Annotated in this window: 14 protein-coding genes; 2 read left to right on the top strand and 12 right to left on the bottom strand. The window is 62.7% G+C overall.

The window, feature by feature from the left end:
• Window positions 1–50 precede the first annotated feature (50 nt).
• The 10 genes from G9U53_RS05965 to G9U53_RS05920 all read right to left on the bottom strand — a co-directional run bounded on the left by G9U53_RS05965 (window position 51) and on the right by G9U53_RS05920 (window position 15,585).
• The gene (locus tag G9U53_RS05965; protein ID WP_165638448.1) at window positions 51–1,598 is read right to left on the bottom strand and encodes an ABC transporter ATP-binding protein; all 1,548 of its coding nucleotides are present in this window, start codon (window positions 1,596–1,598) and stop codon (window positions 51–53) included.
• Entirely contained in the window at window positions 1,598–3,229 is a 1,632-nt protein-coding gene (locus G9U53_RS05960; RefSeq protein WP_165638447.1) for an ABC transporter ATP-binding protein, read from the bottom strand. The genes G9U53_RS05965 and G9U53_RS05960 overlap by 1 nt, the downstream gene beginning before the upstream one ends.
• Before the next feature lie 129 nt (window positions 3,230–3,358).
• Window positions 3,359–3,892 carry a hypothetical protein gene (locus G9U53_RS33445; RefSeq protein WP_242692432.1) on the bottom strand — a complete coding sequence of 178 codons (534 nt, stop codon included), beginning with the start codon at window positions 3,890–3,892 and terminating at the stop codon, window positions 3,359–3,361.
• A 405-nt stretch (window positions 3,893–4,297) separates the two neighbouring features.
• A complete protein-coding gene (locus G9U53_RS05950; RefSeq protein ID WP_165638446.1) occupies window positions 4,298–6,070 on the bottom strand; it encodes a sulfite reductase subunit alpha in 1,773 nt (590 codons plus the stop codon).
• A 33-nt stretch (window positions 6,071–6,103) separates the two neighbouring features.
• Entirely contained in the window at window positions 6,104–11,572 is a 5,469-nt protein-coding gene (locus G9U53_RS05945) for a glutamate synthase-related protein (RefSeq protein WP_165638445.1), read from the bottom strand.
• Between the two features lie 182 nt (window positions 11,573–11,754).
• Complete coding sequence (locus G9U53_RS05940; protein WP_003942919.1) at window positions 11,755–12,798, bottom strand: ParB/Srx family N-terminal domain-containing protein; 1,044 nt, start codon at window positions 12,796–12,798, stop codon at window positions 11,755–11,757.
• A gap of 152 nt (window positions 12,799–12,950) precedes the next feature.
• Window positions 12,951–13,811, bottom strand: a complete 861-nt coding sequence (locus G9U53_RS05935) for a 3-hydroxyacyl-CoA dehydrogenase (protein WP_063315496.1) — start codon at window positions 13,809–13,811, stop codon at window positions 12,951–12,953.
• A 15-nt stretch (window positions 13,812–13,826) separates the two neighbouring features.
• Entirely contained in the window at window positions 13,827–14,441 is a 615-nt protein-coding gene (locus tag G9U53_RS05930) for a TetR/AcrR family transcriptional regulator (RefSeq protein WP_030536169.1), read from the bottom strand.
• Window positions 14,442–14,525: 84 nt separating this feature from the next.
• Window positions 14,526–15,122, bottom strand: coding sequence for a hypothetical protein (locus G9U53_RS05925; RefSeq protein ID WP_007730333.1), 597 nt, complete (start codon window positions 15,120–15,122; stop codon window positions 14,526–14,528).
• Window positions 15,123–15,126: 4 nt separating this feature from the next.
• Window positions 15,127–15,585 (bottom strand): hypothetical protein, encoded by a 459-nt coding sequence (locus G9U53_RS05920; RefSeq protein WP_003942982.1) that lies wholly within the window; start codon window positions 15,583–15,585, stop codon window positions 15,127–15,129.
• Between the two features lie 101 nt (window positions 15,586–15,686).
• Between G9U53_RS05920 and pip the strand changes: the two genes are divergently transcribed.
• The gene (gene pip / locus G9U53_RS05915) at window positions 15,687–16,646 is read left to right on the top strand and encodes a prolyl aminopeptidase (protein ID WP_007730337.1); all 960 of its coding nucleotides are present in this window, start codon (window positions 15,687–15,689) and stop codon (window positions 16,644–16,646) included.
• Here pip and G9U53_RS05910 read toward each other — a convergent pair.
• A complete protein-coding gene (locus G9U53_RS05910; RefSeq protein WP_207624043.1) occupies window positions 16,634–17,236 on the bottom strand; it encodes a TetR/AcrR family transcriptional regulator in 603 nt (200 codons plus the stop codon). The genes pip and G9U53_RS05910 overlap by 13 nt on opposite strands.
• 106 nt (window positions 17,237–17,342) lie before the next feature.
• Between G9U53_RS05910 and G9U53_RS05905 the strand changes: the two genes are divergently transcribed.
• The gene (locus tag G9U53_RS05905) at window positions 17,343–18,422 is read left to right on the top strand and encodes an alpha/beta fold hydrolase (protein ID WP_054780762.1); all 1,080 of its coding nucleotides are present in this window, start codon (window positions 17,343–17,345) and stop codon (window positions 18,420–18,422) included.
• On the opposite strand, the gene G9U53_RS05900 is transcribed toward G9U53_RS05905, so the two are convergent.
• Window positions 18,393–19,514: an endonuclease/exonuclease/phosphatase family protein gene (locus G9U53_RS05900; protein WP_064687899.1), complete on the bottom strand. Its 1,122-nt coding sequence runs from the start codon at window positions 19,512–19,514 to the stop codon at window positions 18,393–18,395. The genes G9U53_RS05905 and G9U53_RS05900 overlap by 30 nt on opposite strands.
• Window positions 19,515–19,583 lie beyond the last annotated feature (69 nt).

Below are 19,583 nucleotides of genomic sequence, written 5' to 3'. Positions count from 1 at the left end.
CTGGGTGCGACGGGACCGGCAATGTATCCACGCGTGTAAGACAAGCGATGTCAGAGGGTGATCGTGCGGGTGGGCTCCCAGATGGCGGGGTCACGGTGGGTGACGACGAAGACGGTGGCCGCCAATTCCCGCACGGCGCCGGCGATACGGCGCTCGGTGGCCTCGTCGAGGGCCGAGGTGGCTTCGTCGAGAACCAGGACGGGAGCGTCTTTGAGGAAGGCGCGAGCGATCGCCACCCGCTGACGTTCGCCACCGGAGAGAGCGGCACCCTGGTGTCCGATGTCCTGATGAATGCCGAGCGTCGAGCGGTCGAGAACGGCGCCGAGGGCAGCGCGCCTGGCGGCGTCCTCGATCTCGGTTTCGGTAGCGCCCGGTCTTCCAAGTCCGATGTTCTCCCCGAGGGTGCCCGAGAACACGAGTGGGTCCTGCGGCACGTAGCCGATGTGTGCCGCCAGGTCGTCGTAGGGCAAGTCGCGCAGTGAAACTCCGCCCAGAGTGACGCTGCCTTGGTCCGGATCGTCGAAGCGCATGAGCAGCCCGAGAAGTGTGCTCTTCCCCGTACCCGAGCGTCCTGCGACGAGAACTCGCTCACCCGCGGGGATCTCCGCGGTGATGCCACGCAGAACCGGAGCGTGATCTACCCCGGCGACCTCGATGTCCGTTCCAACAGGGCGCGCGGCGTCCCAGGGTGCGGGCTCGGCCAGTGCGGGAGCCGAAGTCGCTGTGCGGTAGTCGCGAACCGTTGCGCGCAGCTCGTTGACTCCGATTCCGGCCAGGGCGAGTTCGTCGAGCGGCGCAGCGGCGCGGGCGGTGAGGATGACAAGCGCGAGAGCGGCTGCGGGATCGTCGAATCCGGTGGCGGCGAGGAAAATCACTGCACCTGCCAGCGGCACAATGGTGGCGATCGCCGAGATGAATGTCGCTGGTGCCGCGGCGAGATTTGTCCGTGCAAGCGCGGCTTCCTGATTCCGCCAGCTTCGCTCGATTCGTTCGACGGAACGTGTGGGACCGGCTGCTGTGCGCAGTAATTCGAGGTGGTCGGTGAGCTCGAGTGTCGACTGAGTTGCTGCGAGCTCGGCTTCGTGTCGGCGCTCGTCCGCTCGGCTGAGCGCACGTTGGGCCAGCGTCTGAGCGACGAGCGACACGGCGAGCAGTCCACCGACGAGCAGCATGACGCCTGGCCCCGCGACGACCGCGATCCCAGGAAGCAGGAGCAGCGGGATCAGCGGTGCAACCAGGAAGGTCTGAAGTTGGTGCGCGGGAACACTCATCAGCGACGGGATTCCGCGCCCGGCGACGGTGGCGAGCAGTGCCCGGTTGTCGTCGGTGAACCAGGACAGTTTCGCACGGGCGAAGGCGTCGCCGAGAGCGTCGTAGAGATCGCCCACGAGTCGAGCCCCGGTGAAGTAACCGCCCCGCGAGACCAGGACGGTCACGAAGAGAGCGATGGTGGCCGTGGCCAGGACGAGAACCGGCGACCGGTGATCAGCGATCGAGAGCGCGAGGGTGGTGTACGCGATCGCCTCGAGGACAGCAACGGACACCCAACCGAGTCCGATGGTGATCAAGCGTCGTCGGGCTGCATTGGCGCTGTTCATTATTCGGCTCCAGTCAGGGCTGCATTGTGCGAGGCAGCCTCGTTCAGGTTTCGACCGCCGAGGTCGAGTCGATCGTCGGCATCGTTTGCAAGAGCGGGGTCGTGGGTGACGATCACGACCGTCTTTCCTTCGTCGTGCGCGAGGTGCCGCAGTTCTTTCAGCAGTTCTGCCGCTGTCCGATCGTCGAGTGCACTGGTCGGCTCGTCGAGCAGCAGTACTGCTGCGGGCGAGAGGAACACCCGAGCGATCCCGACTCGCTGACGTTCTCCGCCGGAGAGTGAAGCTGCGTGGGCGTCGAGGCTGACGTCGATCTGTGCCCGGCGTAGTGCGGCGGTGTATTCCGCGTCCGTTGCATCGGGGGCGGCCAGCGCGATGTTCTCGCGCACCGTGGCAGGTAACACGTCTGCGCCCTGGGGTGTGAGCAGAAGGGACTGTGGCCGCAGGTTCTCGTCGATCGCGGTGATGCTACGACCTGCGTAGCGGACGGTACCCAGTTCCGGGATCTCGAAGCCGGCCAATGCTTTCAGGAGCGTCGTCTTGCCTGCTCCACTCGGTCCCGTGATCGCAGTGATCGTGGCTGGGCGGAATGCATGCGTGACGTCGTCGACGACTCTGCGGTCCGCGATCGTGACAGTCAGGTTGACGATCTCCAGTCGATCGGAGGGACTCGAGGCCGGAACGGTTGGCGCTTCACCGGCAGGGAGGGTGGGTTCGTCCAGGGCAGCGGCGAGCCGGCCCGCAGCAGAGCGTCCAGCAGCGACGTAGTCGAGGCCGTGCCCGAGCCGCAGGGCCGGTGTCACGATTGCGAGGCTGAAGAGAATGGTGGCGGCCAACGTCGTTGCATCCCAGTGGAATCCGACGGCATAGGCGATCGCGAACGTCGCCGTCGCCTGCATGAGGGCAACGGCGACGGCCGCAGGGGTAGCCACGAGTCGAACGCGCTCCTGCATTCCCCGGGTGAACCGTGCTGTCGATTCTGCATAGTCGGCGGCAGCGCCGGTCTGCGCGCCGTAGATCCGGCAGACGCGGATGCCGCGGGCATAGTCGTCCACGGCAGTCACGATGTCGCCCATGACATCTGCACTTTCGGCGCTGTGCCGAGCGGCCATTCGGGGGATCACGACCAGGTAGAACAGAGCTGCCACGATGCCGGGAGCCAGAGCGAGAAGCGCCACGGGGCCGGCTGAGGCAACCAACGCCGCGATCGTGACCGCGGGGACCACGATGAGTGTGGCGAACTCGGCCGGTAGGTGCGCAGTCATATGGTGCAGCGCCGAGATGTCGTCCGAAACGAGCCTCCGCAGTGCGTCTCCGCTGTAGCGGGACAGCGTGCTTGCCGGTAGGCGAACGAGGTGGGCTGCGAGCTGGCGTCGAAGCCTGGCCTCGAAGAGTGACTCGGCGTGATGCGAGAGCCACGACGACGTGGCAGCGAGCGTTACCCCGGTGAGCCACAGCCCACATGCCCACCCGGCCCAGCTCATCGACGGTTCACCGATGAGTTGCACGACGCACCAGAGCGCCCCGAGCATCGCGACCCCCGACGCTGCGGCCGCGACGACCCCGGCAGCCAATGCAGGCAGCGCCGGGCGCAAGGCCGGGACCAGCGACGGTTCGACGAGAGGGCGGGGCATGGATAACTCCTTGAATCAGCGTCAGGGTGCAGGCACGACAAATGACCGAGACCTAAGGTTAAGGGTCGATGGCTCCATGTGGTTATCGCCGTACGCCGATTTCTTACACTCGCCCAGCATCTGTCGGTGTCAGGATGCGGCCGAGATGGAACTCATGACGTCTTCCCACACGCCCATGACTGCGGGTTCGGTTGGACCCGTTTGGGTGAAGACTGCCACGCATTTGCGGCGGAAGTCGTACATCTCGATCGAGCTGGTCAGGCCGTGAACGCCGTGGGTGAGGGTCAGCCAGCACTCCGAGACACCATTCAGGTCGATCATCGTCCGGCAGGTGTCGGACGCCAAAGTCAGCGTCCCCCCGAACATGGCTGCGGCGTCGAGGTCACCACGGTGGATCTGCAGGCATCCGTTCCCGGCGACGACGGTCGTGACGGGCAGTTGGTGGTAGGACAGGTGCTCCATCCCGGCAGCCATGAGGTGAGGATCAACTCGCCGGTAACCGAGGGCGCCCAGAGCGACCAGGCCGCTACGACGTTCGCTGCCGCCGTCCGCGAGGATGAAGTCGAGCTGTGTCAGCTGATCGGCTTCGGCCCAGAATGCGGGCGTATTCGATGTCTGGATGGGAGTGCTTGTTTCCCTCGCAGTGCTCGGCGCAGTTCGCATCGCTTCGAAGGCGAGACGATCCGAGGCCGGGTCAAATACGTGGTGTGTGAACTTGATCCGTGGATGTCGAACATGCGGAGCGTCGGCGGTATGTGCTCCTCTGCTTCAGTGGTCACCACCGAGCCGAGGGAGGCAACGTTCAAACGTAGAGAGACGAGCCCGGGCGCGCAGACCAACGGATCGCCGGGAACTGTCGGAACGGAGTACTTGCCCGAGTCGTTGACAGCCACCGGGCCTGCGACGGTGATTGCTACCGTGTCGTCCAAGAGCGGCAACATTTTGCCGACTACGTCAGGTGCGGTGTCGATCAGTCCACCACGGAACCCCGGACGCGCAAGCAGTGCGTCCAGGTCCGACATGCGTGCCAAAGCTGCGCAACGACATTCGCCACGGTGCGGGCACATCTCAGTAGACATCCCTTAGGTACCGCTTCGATCGTTTGAGGTTGTTGACGTAATCCTCGGCGGCGTCCGCATCCAACCCACCGTGCTCGGCGACGACCTCGTGCAATGCGTCGTCGACGTCCTTTGCCATCCGAGTGGCGTCGCCGCAGACGTACACGTGCGCACCGTTTTCGAGCCAGTCGAACAAGTCTCGGCCCTGCTCGCGCATACGAGTCTGGACGTAGATCTTCTCGGACTGATCGCGCGAGAAGGCCAGATCGAGGCGAGTCAGGACACCGTCACGGGTCAGCCCGTTCAACTCGTCTTCGTAGATGAAGTCGCTCGACTGATGCTGATCGCCGAAGAAGAGCCAATTCTGCCCCGACGCGTTGCGCGCGCGACGCTCGTGCAGGAACGCGCGGAAGGGTGCGATGCCGGTTCCGGGGCCGATCATCACGACGGGAACAGCGTCATCGGCGGGTAGGCGGAACGAATTGTTCTTGGAGACAAAAACTCCGACCCGATCGCCCTCGCCGACGCGGTCCGCCAGGTACGTCGAGCAGACGCCGCCGCGGTCCCGCTCGCCCGAGCGGTAGCGCACACTCGCTACCGTCAGATGGACGGTGCCGTCGTGGGCCAGCGGGCTGGAGGAGATCGAATAGACCCGATGTTGCAGCGGGCGAAGAAGTGTAAGCAGATCCTCGGGATTCAGGCGAATGCTGTTGTCCAACTGGAGGAGATCGAGAACGTCCTTGCCCCACAGCCACGCATCGAGCGCTTCCCGATCTTCCGTGTCGAGAATATGCTGCAGTTCGGCGTCGCCGCTGCGTCGGGCGATGTCTTCGATCAAATCGCGCGAGGGAATGGAGATCTCGTAGTCGCTGGTCAACACCTGGTCCAACGGTGCGGACGAGCCGTCTTTCGCGGTAACCACGTAATCGCCGCTGACACCGAGCTGATGGATGATCGCCTCGACGAGGGCGGGGTCGTTGATCGGGCGGATGCCCAATCCATCTCCGGCCTCGTAGTCCAGACCGTCCTCGCCGAGCGCAAAGGTGAAGTGGCGGACTTCCTTGGCTGAGTCCTCGCCGGACAACAGCCGGTTGGCGAGGACGGTTGCAGGATAGGGGTTCTTGCGAGTCCACTGCGACTTGGTCTTCGTGTGAGCGGGCGCAACCGGCGAGGCAGCGGCCCCCGCATCACCGTCGACACCGGCCACCGCAGTGACGGCCCGAACGATCCACTCGGCCGCCGGATCCTCGTAGTCGACGTCGCAATCGGTGCGGTCGACCACCCGGGTCCCACCGAGCGCTTCGAAGCGGGCGTCGATGTTCTTTCCCGACTGGCAGTACCCGTCGTAGCTGGTGTCACCGAGTGCGAGTACTCCGAAGTAGAGACCCTCCAGCCGGGGCGCACTCTCGGATTCGACTGCATCCCAGAACAACTGCGCGTTGTCAGGCATCTCGCCCTCGCCGTAGGTGGAGGTGATGACGAGCACCCGGCGCATGGCGGAAAGTGCATTGATATCCACGGTGTCCAGACCCGCGACAAGTGGTTCGAGACCGTGGGCACGAGCAGCTGCGGCTGCGTCTTCAGCCAAGGACTCCGCGTTGCCGGTCTGACTTCCGTAAAGGATGTGCACGGCTGCGCCGGCAGCTCTCTCCACTGTCGCTGTTGCAGTACCGGTTTGACCGGACATGACAGTTCGCGAGTGTAGACCGGCCAGGAATCCGGAAAGCCACGCGCGCTGGTCGCCGGTGAACGGTGCGTATTCGGGGATGTACGGGATTTCCATGATTTGAAGCTCACCTACTTTCGGGGGAGGAGGTCAGGACACCAGGTCGGGGATCGTGCGCGAAGCGAACAGTTCGTCGAAGTTCGGCAGTGATCCGAGCTTGTCCCGATTCTTGTTGTCTTGAAACAGAATCCACCCGTACGTCGCCGGGCTGTCCATGGCCAACACGTTGCGTAGGCTCAGCGCCTGCTTGTAGTCGTCGACCCGCTTGGCTGCAATCAGCGCAGCCAACTGTTCGTCGTCGTAGTCGGCCAGAATCTCTTTCGAGTACTTGACCAAGTGCTGGACGAGGGCGAAGTCCTCGGTCAGCACCAGGTTTCGGGCCGCTTTCTGCACTGCTGGATCGTCGGGTCCGGACGCACCCGGCGTGCGGGCGGTGGCGAGTTGTTGCGCGAAGTGAAGCACGGTGTACTCACTGAGCAGCGCATACATCGTCGCCGTATCGGTCTCGCCGTAGGCAGGGACTGCTCCGTTCAGTGCGGGGCGCCCGTCGCGCACTGCGAGTTTGAAGGTGCGGACCTGACGTGCTGCGATGGCGGACGCCAATTCTTCGAGAAGCTCTTTGTGCGACTTCGCAGCCAGGATTGCATCGCTGTCCTGGTAAAGCATCAATGCCTTGGGCATGGCGTAGACGAACGAGTGCTGTTCGACTTCCCAGTTCTCGAGTAGTCGGGTTCCGAGCGCGGATCCCGTTGCTTCCACATGCAGTTCGAGCAGGAGTTGTACCGCGTGGTTGTGGACGGCGGCCAGAGGATCGGTCGCAGCGGTGATCGAACCCAGCAGTACGGAATCGGTACTTGCTCGCAGTGCCAGTTCGCCGCGAGGGTCGTACTGGTAGAAGAACCCGCCGCTCATGCCGTTGCCGACACCCTTGCCGAACTCGCCGAGATTCACGACAGCACCGTTGGTCATGTACTCGCCGGCGAAGTCTCCGACACCTTCTACGACAGCACTGGCGCCGGAGTTACGAACTGCGAAGCGATCGCCTGCTTCACCTTCGACGAACACTCGTCCACCGGTGGCGCCGAAGAGTGCGAAGTTGCCGATCAACACGTTTCCACCGGCGTCACTGGAGCCGCCGCCTGGGCTGCGCACGGCAATCACGCCGCCGCTCATGCTCTTTCCTACGCCGTCGTTACATGTCCCGGTGTGTTCCAGGTGCATGCCGTCGTTGCAGAATGCGCCGAACGACAGGCCCGCAGATCCGGTCGTCAGGACGCGCACGCTGCCCGGCGCCAGATACCGTCGCCCGCGCTCGTCGGTCAGTACTCCCGGAGCGAGAAGCCCGGCCGCTCCGTAGTTGAGTTCACGTTCGAGGTCGATCGCCAACTGACCACCGACGCTCTTGTTCCGGTTACCCAGGTGCAGTGCACCTTCGGCGAATTCAGGTCCGGACACGGCGACCGAGGCCTCGCCACGGTTGAAGAACACCGTACGAACCTCGTCCATGATCTTCGCGTCGAGCGCGTACTCACGTTCGAGGTACACAGGATTGTCGATGGTGATGTCCGGGGCGGACTCGAACATCGCGTCCAGCTTCAGATTGCCGACAATAGACGGGTGATCGAGCAGATGCAGGAGATCCGTTCGACCCCGCGCTTCCTGAAGGGACCGCATTCCCAGATTCGCGAGCAGTTCCCGAGTTTCGTGAGCGATGTTGAGAAGGTACTGCGCCATCGCGCGGGGATCGCCGTCGAACAGTTCCGGGTTGGTGGTCAGACCGGCGGGGCACTTAGTGTTGCAGTTCTTGGCCATGACACAGCCCATCATCATCAGCGCCGACGTACCGAACTCGAAGCTGTCTGCGCCGAGTAGGGCGGAAGTGATGATGTCGCTGCCGGTCTGATGCGCGCCCGAGCATCGCAGAACGACTTTCTGGCGAAGGCCGTTGGCACACAGAGCTTGATGGACCTCCGCGATACCGACCTCGGCCGCACGACCCGCGTATTTGAGGCTGGTCACCGAAGCTGCGCCGGTGCCACCGGTATTTCCGGCGACGTTGATGACGTCGGCGCCGGCCTTGGCGACACCGACGGCGATGGTGCCGATTCCTTCCGAGGACACCAACTTCACGATCACCCGAATGCGAGCTGCCTTGCAGTCGTGGATGAGCTGAGCGAGGTCCTCGATGGAGTACGTGTCGTGGTGAGGCGGCGGCGAAACCAGTTCGACCCCGGGCGTTCCGCCGCGGGCGGCAGCGATGTCGACGGTGACCTTGGCGGCCGGAAGCTGCCCGCCCTCACCGGGTTTTGCGCCTTGGCCGAGTTTGATCTCGATCTCTTCGAGCATCGGATCGGCGAGGTAGCCCGCCCAGATTCCGAAGCGTCCGGATGCAAACTGCTTGATGCGCGATGCACGAATCGTGTCGTAGCGCGAAAGGTGTTCGCCGCCTTCGCCGCTGTTGGACATCGCACCGACCATGTTCGTGCCGTGCGCGACGGCTTCGTGCGCCGGAGCGTTCAGCGCGCCATGGCTCATGGCACCCGACGCCAACTTCGGGGTGATGTCGCTTGCACTCTGTACCTCGGAGAGAGGTACACCTGCCGGTGCGACCCTCAGCTTGGACAGGAACTCTGCCGCAATACCGGTTGCATTCAGCACCAGATCCGGGTCGGTGGCCTCGATGGTGACGTCGTCGGCAAAGGCGACGGAAAGAGCATCGCCGAGTGCTACCACCCGAGCGGTGTCGTCGGCCAGTGGACCGTCCAGGCTAAGTGTGTACCGGCCGTCCGCGGCAGATTCACACCGGATTCCACGCATCACGATCGTCTTATTGCCGCGCACCGAGAATCGGCTGATCTGGTCGGTGAACTCGGCTGTCGTCACCGCAAATGTGACATCACCGGGCACGGAGATGACATCGCGCAACGCGGCGGGACGACGCGATCGTTCCGCAGCCATGACAGTGGAAAAGTCCCGGTACCCGGCGGTGATGTCGAAGTCGTCGATCTGCTCGGTGGTCAACCGGTCGAAGCTCGTCGCCCGGTATGCCCCGGCGTCGAGGCGGAAGGCGTCGTCGAGCCGTCCGAGCGGCAGTAGACGTAGAGCCTCGAATTGTTCTGTTCCGGAGGGACTGTCGAACGCGATCTTCTCCTCGGTGAGTTCGACGTACTTACGGACCGCGGTGGTACCGAACGAATGCCCTGCGCCGTCTGCACGCTCCTTGAACAGGCCGAGCAGTGGCAGATCCTTCTCGCCCCCGACTGCGCTCGCACGCTCGTGCCACTGCTTCGAGGTCACCGCGACGGTCTCGAAACCGACGCCACCCACCGGTGACTTCATGTTGGGGAACCACTGGCGCAGAACAGGGTCGGACGTATCGAGGAAGTTGGGTTCGAAAAATTCTCCGCCGATGTAGCTTTCGACGGTGCACAGACCGACGCGTCCCATCGTCTTCATCAGGGACTTCTCGGCGGCCTTCGCGAAGCGTCGGAACGCGGCATCCGGGTCGGCAGCGAACTTCTCCTCGGCTCGCAACTGAACGGACAAGGGGTAGACAGCGGAAGCACCGAATCCGAGCGCAGCGGCAACGTGGTGGGAGGACTCGATCTGGCCGCTCTCGACGATGAGAGAGAAGCGCAATCGCAGGCCCGCGTCGATGAGACGCTGATTCAGTGCTCCGACGACCATGATCGCGGGAAGTGTTGCGCGCTCGTGAGATACGTGGCGGTCGGTCAGGACTGCGATTCCGCCCTGTTCGGCCGCGAAGGCGACAACAGCATCGCCGAGCGCGGTCATCGCGTCGACCATTGCCTGCGCGTCGCCCTCGGCGGGGTAGAGCATTTCGAAGCGGCGGTGCGGAGTGTGGTTCTGTTCGCGGATCTTGAGCATGTCCAGGTGCCCGAGGATCGGCGAGGCGATGACGATCTGCTTGCCCTGTCCGGGGGCCATCTTCGCACCCAATGCAACCCGGAGAGTCATACCGTCCGCTTCACGGATGCTGTCGAGCGGAGGGTTGGTTACCTGGGCGAATCGCTGCGAAAAGTAACGTGCCACGCCGCCTTCGCGGTCGCTGAATGCGTTGATGGCGTTGCCGTAACCCATGGCGGAGACCTTTTCGGCTCCGTGCGTGAGCATCGGATCCATCAGGAATTTGAAACTTTCCTGATCCAGGGAGTACGCCATGTAGCGCTGATGAACCTCGAAGGTGCCGTTGTAACGGGTCGGGGAGCTGACCTTCTCCGCTGGCACGGCGGGAATGTCTTCGATCAGGATTCGCGATTGCTCCAGCAACGACTGGTAGTCGCGCTGAGCGGCAATCTTTTCCAGAGCTTCGCGGGCAGTGTAGGTATGGCGATCGCGATGATCGAAGTACAACATTCCGCCGGCCTCGACGCGGCCACGGTGAATCACCGTCTCGGGTGCGAACGCGATCTGTCCGGCTTCGGAGAACGCGCACACGTAGTCGTGCGTCTCGATCGTGCGTAGTGGACGCAGACCGAGGCGATCCAGGCGCGCACCGATGATGGTGCCGTCGCCGAACACCAGCGCTGCCGGTCCGTCGTTCTTCTCCTCGTACAGCGAGAAGTACTCGAACATCGCACGCACTGCGGGGGAGAGGGTGGTGTCGTTTTCCCAGGCAGGCGGCATCATCGAGACCACAGCCGTCACCAGGTCGACACTGTCCTCGATGACGCGTGCTTCCAGGGTCTGATCGAGTCGGCAACTGTCGGACTGGCCGGGCGGACGGACGATCGCACGTCGTTTTGCACTGGCGACAGCAGCTTCGGAGAGCCGATTCTTCTTGTCCGTGTTCAGTTCTCCGTTGTGAGCCATGAACCGGAACGGCTGCGCCATCGTGGGATGCGGGTCCGTGTTGGTCGAGAACCGCGTATGGAAGTACATCGTGTGCACGGCGTGATCGGGGTCGACCAGGTCGCGGAAGTACGGGATCACTTCGTCGGAGTTCAAGCGACCCTTGAGAACCTGAGTTCGCGCGCTGAGCGAGAGTGGGTACAACCCGCGCAGTGCAGGGGTGTTGTACGCGATGGCTTCGATGGCGAGCAGAGCTTCGTGCACGAGGCGATCGACAACCGCAGGCTCGGGACGCGGAGTGGGGACCTCGAAAATCCACTGCCGGATCGGAAGCTGATGCGCGATGGCTGCCGGCCGAATCGCCGAGTCGTCGACCGGCACGTTGCGCACAGCGAGGGTGGTGAAGCCTCGGTCCAGAAGTTCGCGTTCCACCAGAGCGGCTGCACGAGCATGCTGAGCATCGTCGTCCGGAAGGAAGAAGTTGCCGACGCAGAAGCGGCCGGCGCGGAGATCTGAGCGCCCGGTGACCTTGCGGAAGAACCGGAGGGAGAGGTCAACCGAGACACCGCCGCCGTCGCCGACGCCCTCGGAAGACATACCGCCGCGGTGCGGTACCGAGCAGAGTGCTTCTCGCCCCTTGATCAGGACATCGTGGGTCTGCACGCCGTCCTTGCGCGTGATGAACCCGACCCCGCAACTGCTCTTGTCATCTGCGGGGTCGTACAAACCGACGATGGACGTGCTCACTGCAGCAACCTTCTCCCTGTCCTGGTTGCCCGGAGATTGTTCGACCGGGCAGATACGACGGCATGTATTCCGTCAGGGCAGGGCGTCGCTGCTTCGATGAAGCGGCACCCGAATGGGTTCAGACTACTGAGTAGAGGCTTACCTTAGTCAAGTCTGCTTGGTGTGACTTGGATCTGAGCAGGTCAGAGGGTTGCTTTGTAGGCAAGTGCGTAGGCGATCTTGCCCGGCTTGTCGTCTGTGTACGGCTTGGACAGCTTTGCGAACTCGCCCTTGGACTCGGCTTTGCCGTCGTTCCAGGCCGACAGGACGCCAAGATCGGTGGCAGTGAATCCGCTGTCGACGACGGCATCGCCCGTCAACGCAGTCTGTGCTTTGGTCACCGACTTCACGGTGCCCAGGTAGCTGGAGAGATCATCGCGATTCCAGTTGGTGAGGTCGACGGGCGCGGTGTCGCGGACCCAGGCGCCCCAGTAGAACTCCTGGAACGGAATCGTGCCCGCGGCGAATCCGATGTCGCGGGAGAAGTACATCAAGCTGCGGTACTTGTCGTCGGCGAAGTTGGCCAGGCCGACGCTCTTCGGCAGAGCCTGGACCGGTACCTGGTTTCCGTCGACGTCACGCGACCAGACCCACTTGTTCTTCTCCATCTCGGTCCAGAAGGCACCTTCACTCAAGCCGCTGAGGTTGCCGAGAACCCGCAGTCGCACGTGAAGGTCGGGACCGCCGTCGGCCGTCTCGATGAAGGACGTGAGGGTGTGGTGACCGTCGGTCAGATAGAGATCGCCGCGGGGACCGACGACCACGGTCTTCATGGGCGCGATGCTCTCCGCGGTTTCCTGACCCACCGGGAGCTGGCAGGTGAAGGACGACGGGTCCTTCAGCGTCGACGCCGCAGTAGCGGTCGCGGCCTGGATCTGGCCGTTCGCCTCACACCAGTCGTCGAACTTCTTGTTGATCGTGTCTTTTCCGAGCGTGTATCGCCCGAGCTTGTAGTACACCTCGTCGTAGCCGAGTGACGGTTGTGTCGCGTGAACGTCGCCGATGCGCACGTCCAGGAGATCACCTTCCTTGGCGCACAGGTACTCCGATCCGCCGGCGGAGCCTGAGAACGAACCGGTGGAGATTCCGCCACACGCGAGGGGAGCGGCGACAGCGGGAGTGCTGACCAATGTTCCGGCGCCGAGCAGTGCCAGTGTTGTGAGTGCCGAGATGGCGGAACGACGCATGTGGGGATCTCTCCTGATGATGGGTTCGCACGTGAAGAAGCTTGCGTCACAATCGCTCAGGGTGGTTTCGGACTTACTGACAACAGACGTCCGCGCGGTGGCTACCACGTGAATTCACGTCGTAACCACCGCGCGGTGAGCCGGTAAGTCGGTCAGCCCTTGTAGTTGTAGAAGCCCTCGCCGACAGCGACGCCGAGCTTGCCTTCATCGATGTAGTTCTTCTTGATGTAGTCGGCGAATTCGCGCTGCTTCTCGCCGCCCTGGGAGGAGATGTTGTAGACGGTGGTCAACCCGACGACGTCCATGATCTGGAAGGGGCCGAACGGGGCTCCGGTGCCGATACGCCACGTCTTGTCGACCATGTCGGGATCGGCGATGCCGTCGATCAGCAGGTCGGAGGCCGCGTTGAGGAGCGGGACCAGGAGCGAGTTGAGTACGTAGCCCGCCTTCTCCTTCTTGAGTTCGATCGGCACCATGCCGATGTTCTTCGCGAACTCGACGACCTCGCGGTACACGGCGGGGTCGGTGGACTCGGTGCCCATGACCTCGGCAGTGTTGTTGACCCACACGTGATTTGCGAAGTGCAGTGCGAGGAACTTCTCGGGGCGGCCGGTGAACTCCTTGAGATCGCTCGGCAGCAGCGTCGAGGAGTTGGTAGCGAACACCGTGTGCTCAGGAGCAACCGTGGCAAGCTTCTCGTAGGTGTCGCGCTTGATGGCGATGTCCTCGGGAATTGCCTCGATGAGCAGGTCGGCCTTGGCGACGGCTTCGCCTAGATCGTACGAGTACGTAATACGTTGCAGCGCTTCGTCAGCCTTGCCTTCCTTGGAACCCTCGACGTTCTCGGCCTTGTAGGCCGCGGCCAACGAGTCGAACCGAGCCTTGGCCTTTTCGATGACCTCGGCGTTGATGTCGTACGCGACGACGTCGAAGCCGTGATAGGCGGTCTGATAGGCGATCTGTGAGCCGAGAACTCCGGTACCCAGAACGGTGATCTGCTTCAGTTCAGTCATTTTCGATCCTCAATCCTATTCGGTGGGTAGTCCGGCAAGCGTCAATCGGACCTGTGCGGCAACGATGTTCGTGAGTTCGTCAGCCGTGATCCGGTCCAATGCCGCGCGGGCTATTTCGAAGTGCAGCACGTTGGAAATCGTTCGCGCTGCAGTAGTGGTTCGGGTGGTGTGGTTGGGGTGTGCCTCGTGCAAGATTTGCGCAATCCGCGTTTGCAGGCGCTGCGAGAGTTCCAGGCCTTCGGCCCGGAAACACTCGCTGGGCTCACCGAACAACACCTCGCGTTGGTAGATGCCGGTGTTCTCGTCGTTTCGGCGACTTGCGATCAGCAGGGGTGAAACCAGCTCGAGCACACGATCTTCTGTGCCGGTCGACTTGGCTTCACGCTCTTCTCCCAATTCGATCTGCTTGCGGTATTCCGCGTTGTACACCATGAGCAGCAACTCGGCTTTGCTTGCGGCGTAACGAAAGAGAGTGCCGCCGGCTACATCGGCGCGGTCGGCAATTTCTTGAGTTGTGACTGCGCTGTAGCCCTTTTCCGCGAACAGTTCGGCAGCGGCGTCGAAGATGCGTGTCTGCTTCTCGAGTTTGTTGCGTTCGCGACGGCCCAGCTCTTGGTCCGGCTTCGTCATCCCGCTCACCTCGTTCCATTTCGGATCACGCTCATAAATGAGTCTACTCCGAAATATCGGGAGGGTGGAGTCTCCTCCGTCACATCACCGCAGTCCGCTGACCCAACCGGCGAACACGTCTGAGAACACGTCCGCTTCGCACGCATGCGCCGATTCGGGATAGGCGCACTCTGGGTATCCGGCGACGACGGCGGCAAGTTCGACGTTGCAACACTGCGCCAAGAGGCCACGCAGGAGATCCGCAACCGACCAACCCGCGACGGATACCGCAGGGATTCCCTCTTCCTCGTACACCTTCACCAGATCGGCGTGCCTCCAGGACAATTCCTCGGCCACCAGTGCATCAGGGTTGAAAGACATGGCGCGGTCGAGTGATCCGCGCAGAAGTGAGTGCGGATCGTCCTCGCCGCGAAGCCTGGTCGCGAGGTCCGCCGGCGCCTTCTGCATGACGAACATCCAAGGTTTGCCGTCGGGAAAGACTCCACCGAAGCCTGCCACGTTGAACGGTAGGTGGCTACTGAGAAAATCGGTCTCCACGTCGACGTGTTGATCGTCGCCCAGATGAATGAAGTGGCCGGAGGCAATCTCCTCGCCCATTGCCGGCTCAGCCCATGTGTTGTTCCACAGATCGGTCATCCGACTGCCTTCGGGAAAATCGAGAACCTCGAAGAGAAAACCCATGTCTCTACAACTCCCCGTCGAAGTGGGTGGTTACTCCACCGGTCAGTCGAGAAACCGTCTGCGCCGAGGTCGCGAGGACGACTCGGCTTGTCTCGAAGGTCATCTCGTCGCGTTCGGTGTCCTCCGATTCGGGATCTTCGGCGAGTGAGAAGTCGAGTTCCACCTCTCGATCGGTGCTGGAACAGACCGAGATCATCAGCCCGAGTCGTTCGTCGGTGAACGCCGGAAGCGATTTCTCGGGATGGAAGTCTGCGGCCGCGTGAAAGAAGAACGCCGCCAGCCGTTCGACGAATCCGTCGTCCGTATGTCGGCTGAGATACTGATTGAAGCGGTCGGGGCTGAGCAGCCCGACGTCGAAAACGAGTGTGGGTACGTCGGATTCGAAGACAGTGGCGGGAACCGCATGACTGCGAAGGAAGACTGCGGCGCCGCCGTATCCCGGCAACCTGAACCCATCACGCATCTGGTGTACTCCCGTCGCAGTGGTGTCCTGTCCACGCTAGGCCATTGCTCGGCCGCGTGCTGCCTACTCGAGTAGGCAGCTTGATGGAAGAATCACCGCCTATGACTGCTGTCCTGTACCCGCCCGTCGAACCGTACGAGTCCGGTCTGTTGGAAGTGGCGGATGGTCAGAGTCTGTACTGGGAGACAGTCGGCAATCCTGCGGGCATTCCGGTTCTCTACCTCCACGGCGGTCCCGGTTCGGGATGCACTGTCGGCGCCAGGCGTTTCTTCGATCCCGAAGTCTTTCGCGCAGTTCTGTTCGATCAGCGAGGCTGTGGGCGCAGTCTTCCGCTAGCGAGCAGTCCGGACGTCGATCTGACCGTGAACACCACGGCGCACATTGTGGAAGACATCGAGCGTCTTCGTGAGCATCTCGGTATCGAGCGATGGATCGTGACGGGACTTTCCTGGGGCGTGAGTTTGGGTCTGGTGTACGCGCAGGCGTTTCCCGCGCGGGTGCAAGCGATGGCCCTGGGCGCGATCACCGGCGGGACGAGGGTCGAAATCGAGTGGATCACCCGTGCCATGGGCCGGGTATTTCCGCGTGAATGGGAAGAGTTCGTGGCGCCGTTGCCGGTGGACGAGCGTGACGGAAACCTCCCCGCGGCGTACGCGCGACTGCTTGCCGATCCGGATCCTGTTGTGCGCGAGAATGCCGCGTTGCAGTGGTGCCGTTGGGAAGACGTGCACGTGTCGCTGATGCCGGGGTGGACTCCGAGTGTTCGATACCAGAATCCGGACTTCCGCCGGGTGATGACCAGGCTGGTTACGCATTACTGGGGTAACGACTGCTTCCTGGCGCCGAATCAGATATTGGACGGAATGGACCGTCTCGCTGAGATTCCCGCGATTCTCGTGCACGGACGGTATGACATTTCCGGGCCACTCGATACTGCCTGGGCGATCCACCGGCGTTGGCCGGGTAGTGAGTTGGTGGTACTCGACGGCGCCGGGCATGGCGGCAGCGGATTCAACGAGGCAATCGTGGAAGCGCTGAATTCACTGGCTCATTCGGCCTGATCGAGTGCCCCGGCGCGGGCCGCAGCGAGCGCGCCGGCAGCAGCACGATCGGCAACCGACTGGTCGACGGGTAGATCGGCGACCAGCAGGCGATAGTAGATGGGTGCGGCGACGGCCGCCAGAAGATCAGCGGCCGAGACCTGCTCGGAGATCTCCCCGCGCTCGACTGCTCGGCGAACGACGATGTCTGCCAGTTCGTAACGTGCGGAATAGAACTCGCGCTTGAGTCTCGCGACCTCGGGCGTGCGGACCGCATCGGAGAACAGTGCAGCCACCAACGCGCCGCCTGACTCGCTGGTCACCAGTGCGACTATCGATCTGGCCATCTCGCGCAGGTCGGATTCGATGGAACCGGTATCCGGGATGGGGACGGTGGTTGCCGATACCTCGACGGCCGCGTCGGCCACCAACTGGGACAGCGTGCTCCACCGCCGGTAGATCGTGGTCTTGTGGACTCCGGAGCGGGTGGCTATGTCCTCGATGGTCATCGCGGCGAATCCGCGTTCGGACAATTCGGCCGCCGTGGCTGCCAGGACGGCCTCGCGCACCCTGGCACTACGCCCTCCGGGCCGTTGTGGTGTCGAAGTCATGAGTCAACCTTATCGCAACAAGGTGTTGTGTTAGCTGGAGGCACGTGGTTCACTGAGCTAATGCAACTGATCGTTGCATTAGAGATGAATTGAGGGGTGTTTTCCCATGTCATACGAATTTCCTGTCGATCACCGAGGCCTCTTCGAAGAGCGCACAGGACAGTTTCTGAGCTTCGGGCTCCCCGTCTCGGATCTCGAGGAACTGCGCGCGTCCATCCACTCGACCTGGGCCGACGCGCCGGGTGGTTGGTCGTACGAGTGGTCGGCGTTGGCAGCAAAGTACTCCGCGGCCGGCAATCATTCACTCGCGGCGATGATCTACGGAATCGCCAAGTTCCCCGTCCTGGCCAACGATTCGCGGCGCCGGGCCCTGCAGAATCAGGTGGACGAATACGTCAAGGCAGCACCGGGATTCGGGCTCGAGTTCGAGCGTCGAATCCTGTCCCTGCCCTACCGATCCGGCGAGATCGAGCTACCGGTGCACATTCTCTCCGTGGACGGGAGGTACGAGGATGCACCCGTCCTGTTGCTCAGCGGCGGCGTCGACGGCTGGAAGATGGACATGCATCCGTTGGTCAGTGCGTTCGCGAAGAACGCCGGGGTGACTGTTGTCGCTTTCGACCAGCCGGGAACTGGTGAATCACCGGTTCCTCTCGATGCTTTCGGTGACGAGGTGATCGACGGGCTCGTATCGACGGCTCGCGCTCTCGGCAACGGGCAGGTGGCGCACCTGGGAGTCTCCTTCGGTGGCAACTTCGCCGTGCGCTCGGGGTTGACCGGCGCCGTCGATGCGGTGATCAACATCGGCGCCCCGGTCAAGGGCGCGTTCGAGACCGCGAACGCCGAGCGCCTGGTCTACGGCATGGGCGACATCGTCGGAAACGCACTGGGTTTCGATGCCCCGGCAACCAAAGAGGCGCTGGTACAGGGTCTGCGTGCTTTCGATCGCAGTGTCTTGATGACCGCCGACGACGGCCGGACCCCGATGCTTGTGGTCAACGGGGCCGACGACGTTCACATCCCGCTCTCGGACACCACTCTCTTCGAGGAGCGCCCGAACACGCAGGTACACGTCATCCCGGATGCGGGGCACTGCGCAGTGACCAAGCTGCCCGAGTTGACGCCGATGATGATCGACTGGCTACGAGATGCCCTGTCAGGAACCGCTCCACGAACCGGTCGATGATCCGCCGCCGAAGCTGACAAAACGATACGTCGCAAGAACGGCTTTGTGATCGGTCGGCCACGGCGTCGGTGAAGCGATGAAGTTGTCCTGGGAGTTCTCTTCCACTCTTTTGTTGTGCACGATCGTCTTTCGCGGGCCGATGATCCCGACGGATCCCAGCTTCAGGTCCGAAGCGCGATCGGCGAAGATGTAGTCGATCCGATCGCGTTCGTCTGCCTCGGGTGCCCAGGTGAGCTGTGAGGTGTCGACGTCGGGATTGTCGGACGGCCAGGTGAAGCCCGGGTGTGTGGCCGGGTTCGGGTACTTACTGCGGTAAGCGTCGACGAATCCGGCTTGGTCGAGCAGGCGGGTGGATTCCCAAGGAACGACTACACCGTTGTGGTCGAACAGATTTCGCGTGCCGTCGGTCCAATCCAGGGCCGACGGTTCGTTGAAATCGCCACCGAGGATGACGGATCTGCCCTTGGCCCGTTCTTTTGCCGCATCGTCGACGAACGTCGAAATTGCCTTGGGTCGTCCCGAATTGATGTTCACGCGCTGAACCGTCTCGGGGTCCGTGACCGGACCGGACGGCATCTTGTTCCAGCCGAACTCGGAGAACTCTCCGGGCTTGGGAACACCCGCGCCGTATCCGCGCGGTAGATACGTCGCGTAGGACGTGTAGGCCAGATGTGCCGAGTAGGCGGCGATTTGTTTGCCGTCGACCGTCACGACTGCCTTGATCATCGAGTTCAGGTCGGCTGTTTCCTCGATCGGAAACTTGGAGAGAATCCCCACGTCGGAGGACGCTGCTCCGTAGAAGGTGGTTCCTGATTTGGTCAGCATGTCCGCCAATGCAGTTGTCGCAGTGCCGGCTTCCGACAGGAGAACTATCGACGCCTGTGTCGAGATGATCATGTCGGCGATCAGCTGCAGGCCACCGTTGATCTTGGTTCCGCCGTGCCAGGTGTTGAGGGAGAGCACTTTGATCTCCTGCGCGGGGCTCGCCCCCGCGACGGAGGTATTGGCACCCAATGTAAATGCGCTCGCGGTGACTGTGCCCGCGGCTACCGCCATCGCCTTGACCATCTGGCGGCGCGTCAATCCATTCATCAAATCCCGGCTCTCGTTGTCGTGTGCTCGAACCCCCGGAAGATGATTACCATCGCTACCTAAACGGAC

The sequence above is a fragment of the Rhodococcus sp. D-46 genome (assembly GCF_011290655.1).
Classification (GTDB): domain Bacteria; phylum Actinomycetota; class Actinomycetes; order Mycobacteriales; family Mycobacteriaceae; genus Rhodococcus_F; species Rhodococcus_F qingshengii.
The sequence above is the reverse complement of the archived record's forward strand: the minus strand, read 5'-3'. Positions and strand labels throughout refer to the sequence as shown.

Excerpts from the sequence above, each read along its gene's own strand:
- G9U53_RS05965 (WP_165638448.1), bottom strand. The coding sequence starts at position 1,598 with ATGAACAGCGCCAATGCAGCCCGACGACGCTTGATCACCATCGGACTC.
- G9U53_RS05960 (WP_165638447.1), bottom strand. The coding sequence starts at position 3,229 with ATGCCCCGCCCTCTCGTCGAACCGTCGCTGGTCCCGGCCTTGCGCCCG.
- G9U53_RS33445 (WP_242692432.1), bottom strand. The coding sequence starts at position 3,892 with ATGCGAACTGCGCCGAGCACTGCGAGGGAAACAAGCACTCCCATCCAG.
- G9U53_RS05950 (WP_165638446.1), bottom strand. The coding sequence starts at position 6,070 with ATGGAAATCCCGTACATCCCCGAATACGCACCGTTCACCGGCGACCAG.
- G9U53_RS05940 (WP_003942919.1), bottom strand. The coding sequence starts at position 12,798 with ATGCGTCGTTCCGCCATCTCGGCACTCACAACACTGGCACTGCTCGGC.
- G9U53_RS05935 (WP_063315496.1), bottom strand. The coding sequence starts at position 13,811 with ATGACTGAACTGAAGCAGATCACCGTTCTGGGTACCGGAGTTCTCGGC.
- G9U53_RS05930 (WP_030536169.1), bottom strand. The coding sequence starts at position 14,441 with ATGACGAAGCCGGACCAAGAGCTGGGCCGTCGCGAACGCAACAAACTC.
- G9U53_RS05925 (WP_007730333.1), bottom strand. The coding sequence starts at position 15,122 with ATGGGTTTTCTCTTCGAGGTTCTCGATTTTCCCGAAGGCAGTCGGATG.
- G9U53_RS05920 (WP_003942982.1), bottom strand. The coding sequence starts at position 15,585 with ATGCGTGATGGGTTCAGGTTGCCGGGATACGGCGGCGCCGCAGTCTTC.
- pip (WP_007730337.1), top strand. The coding sequence starts at position 15,687 with ATGACTGCTGTCCTGTACCCGCCCGTCGAACCGTACGAGTCCGGTCTG.
- G9U53_RS05910 (WP_207624043.1), bottom strand. The coding sequence starts at position 17,236 with ATGACTTCGACACCACAACGGCCCGGAGGGCGTAGTGCCAGGGTGCGC.
- G9U53_RS05905 (WP_054780762.1), top strand. The coding sequence starts at position 17,343 with ATGTCATACGAATTTCCTGTCGATCACCGAGGCCTCTTCGAAGAGCGC.
- G9U53_RS05900 (WP_064687899.1), bottom strand. The coding sequence starts at position 19,514 with ATGAATGGATTGACGCGCCGCCAGATGGTCAAGGCGATGGCGGTAGCC.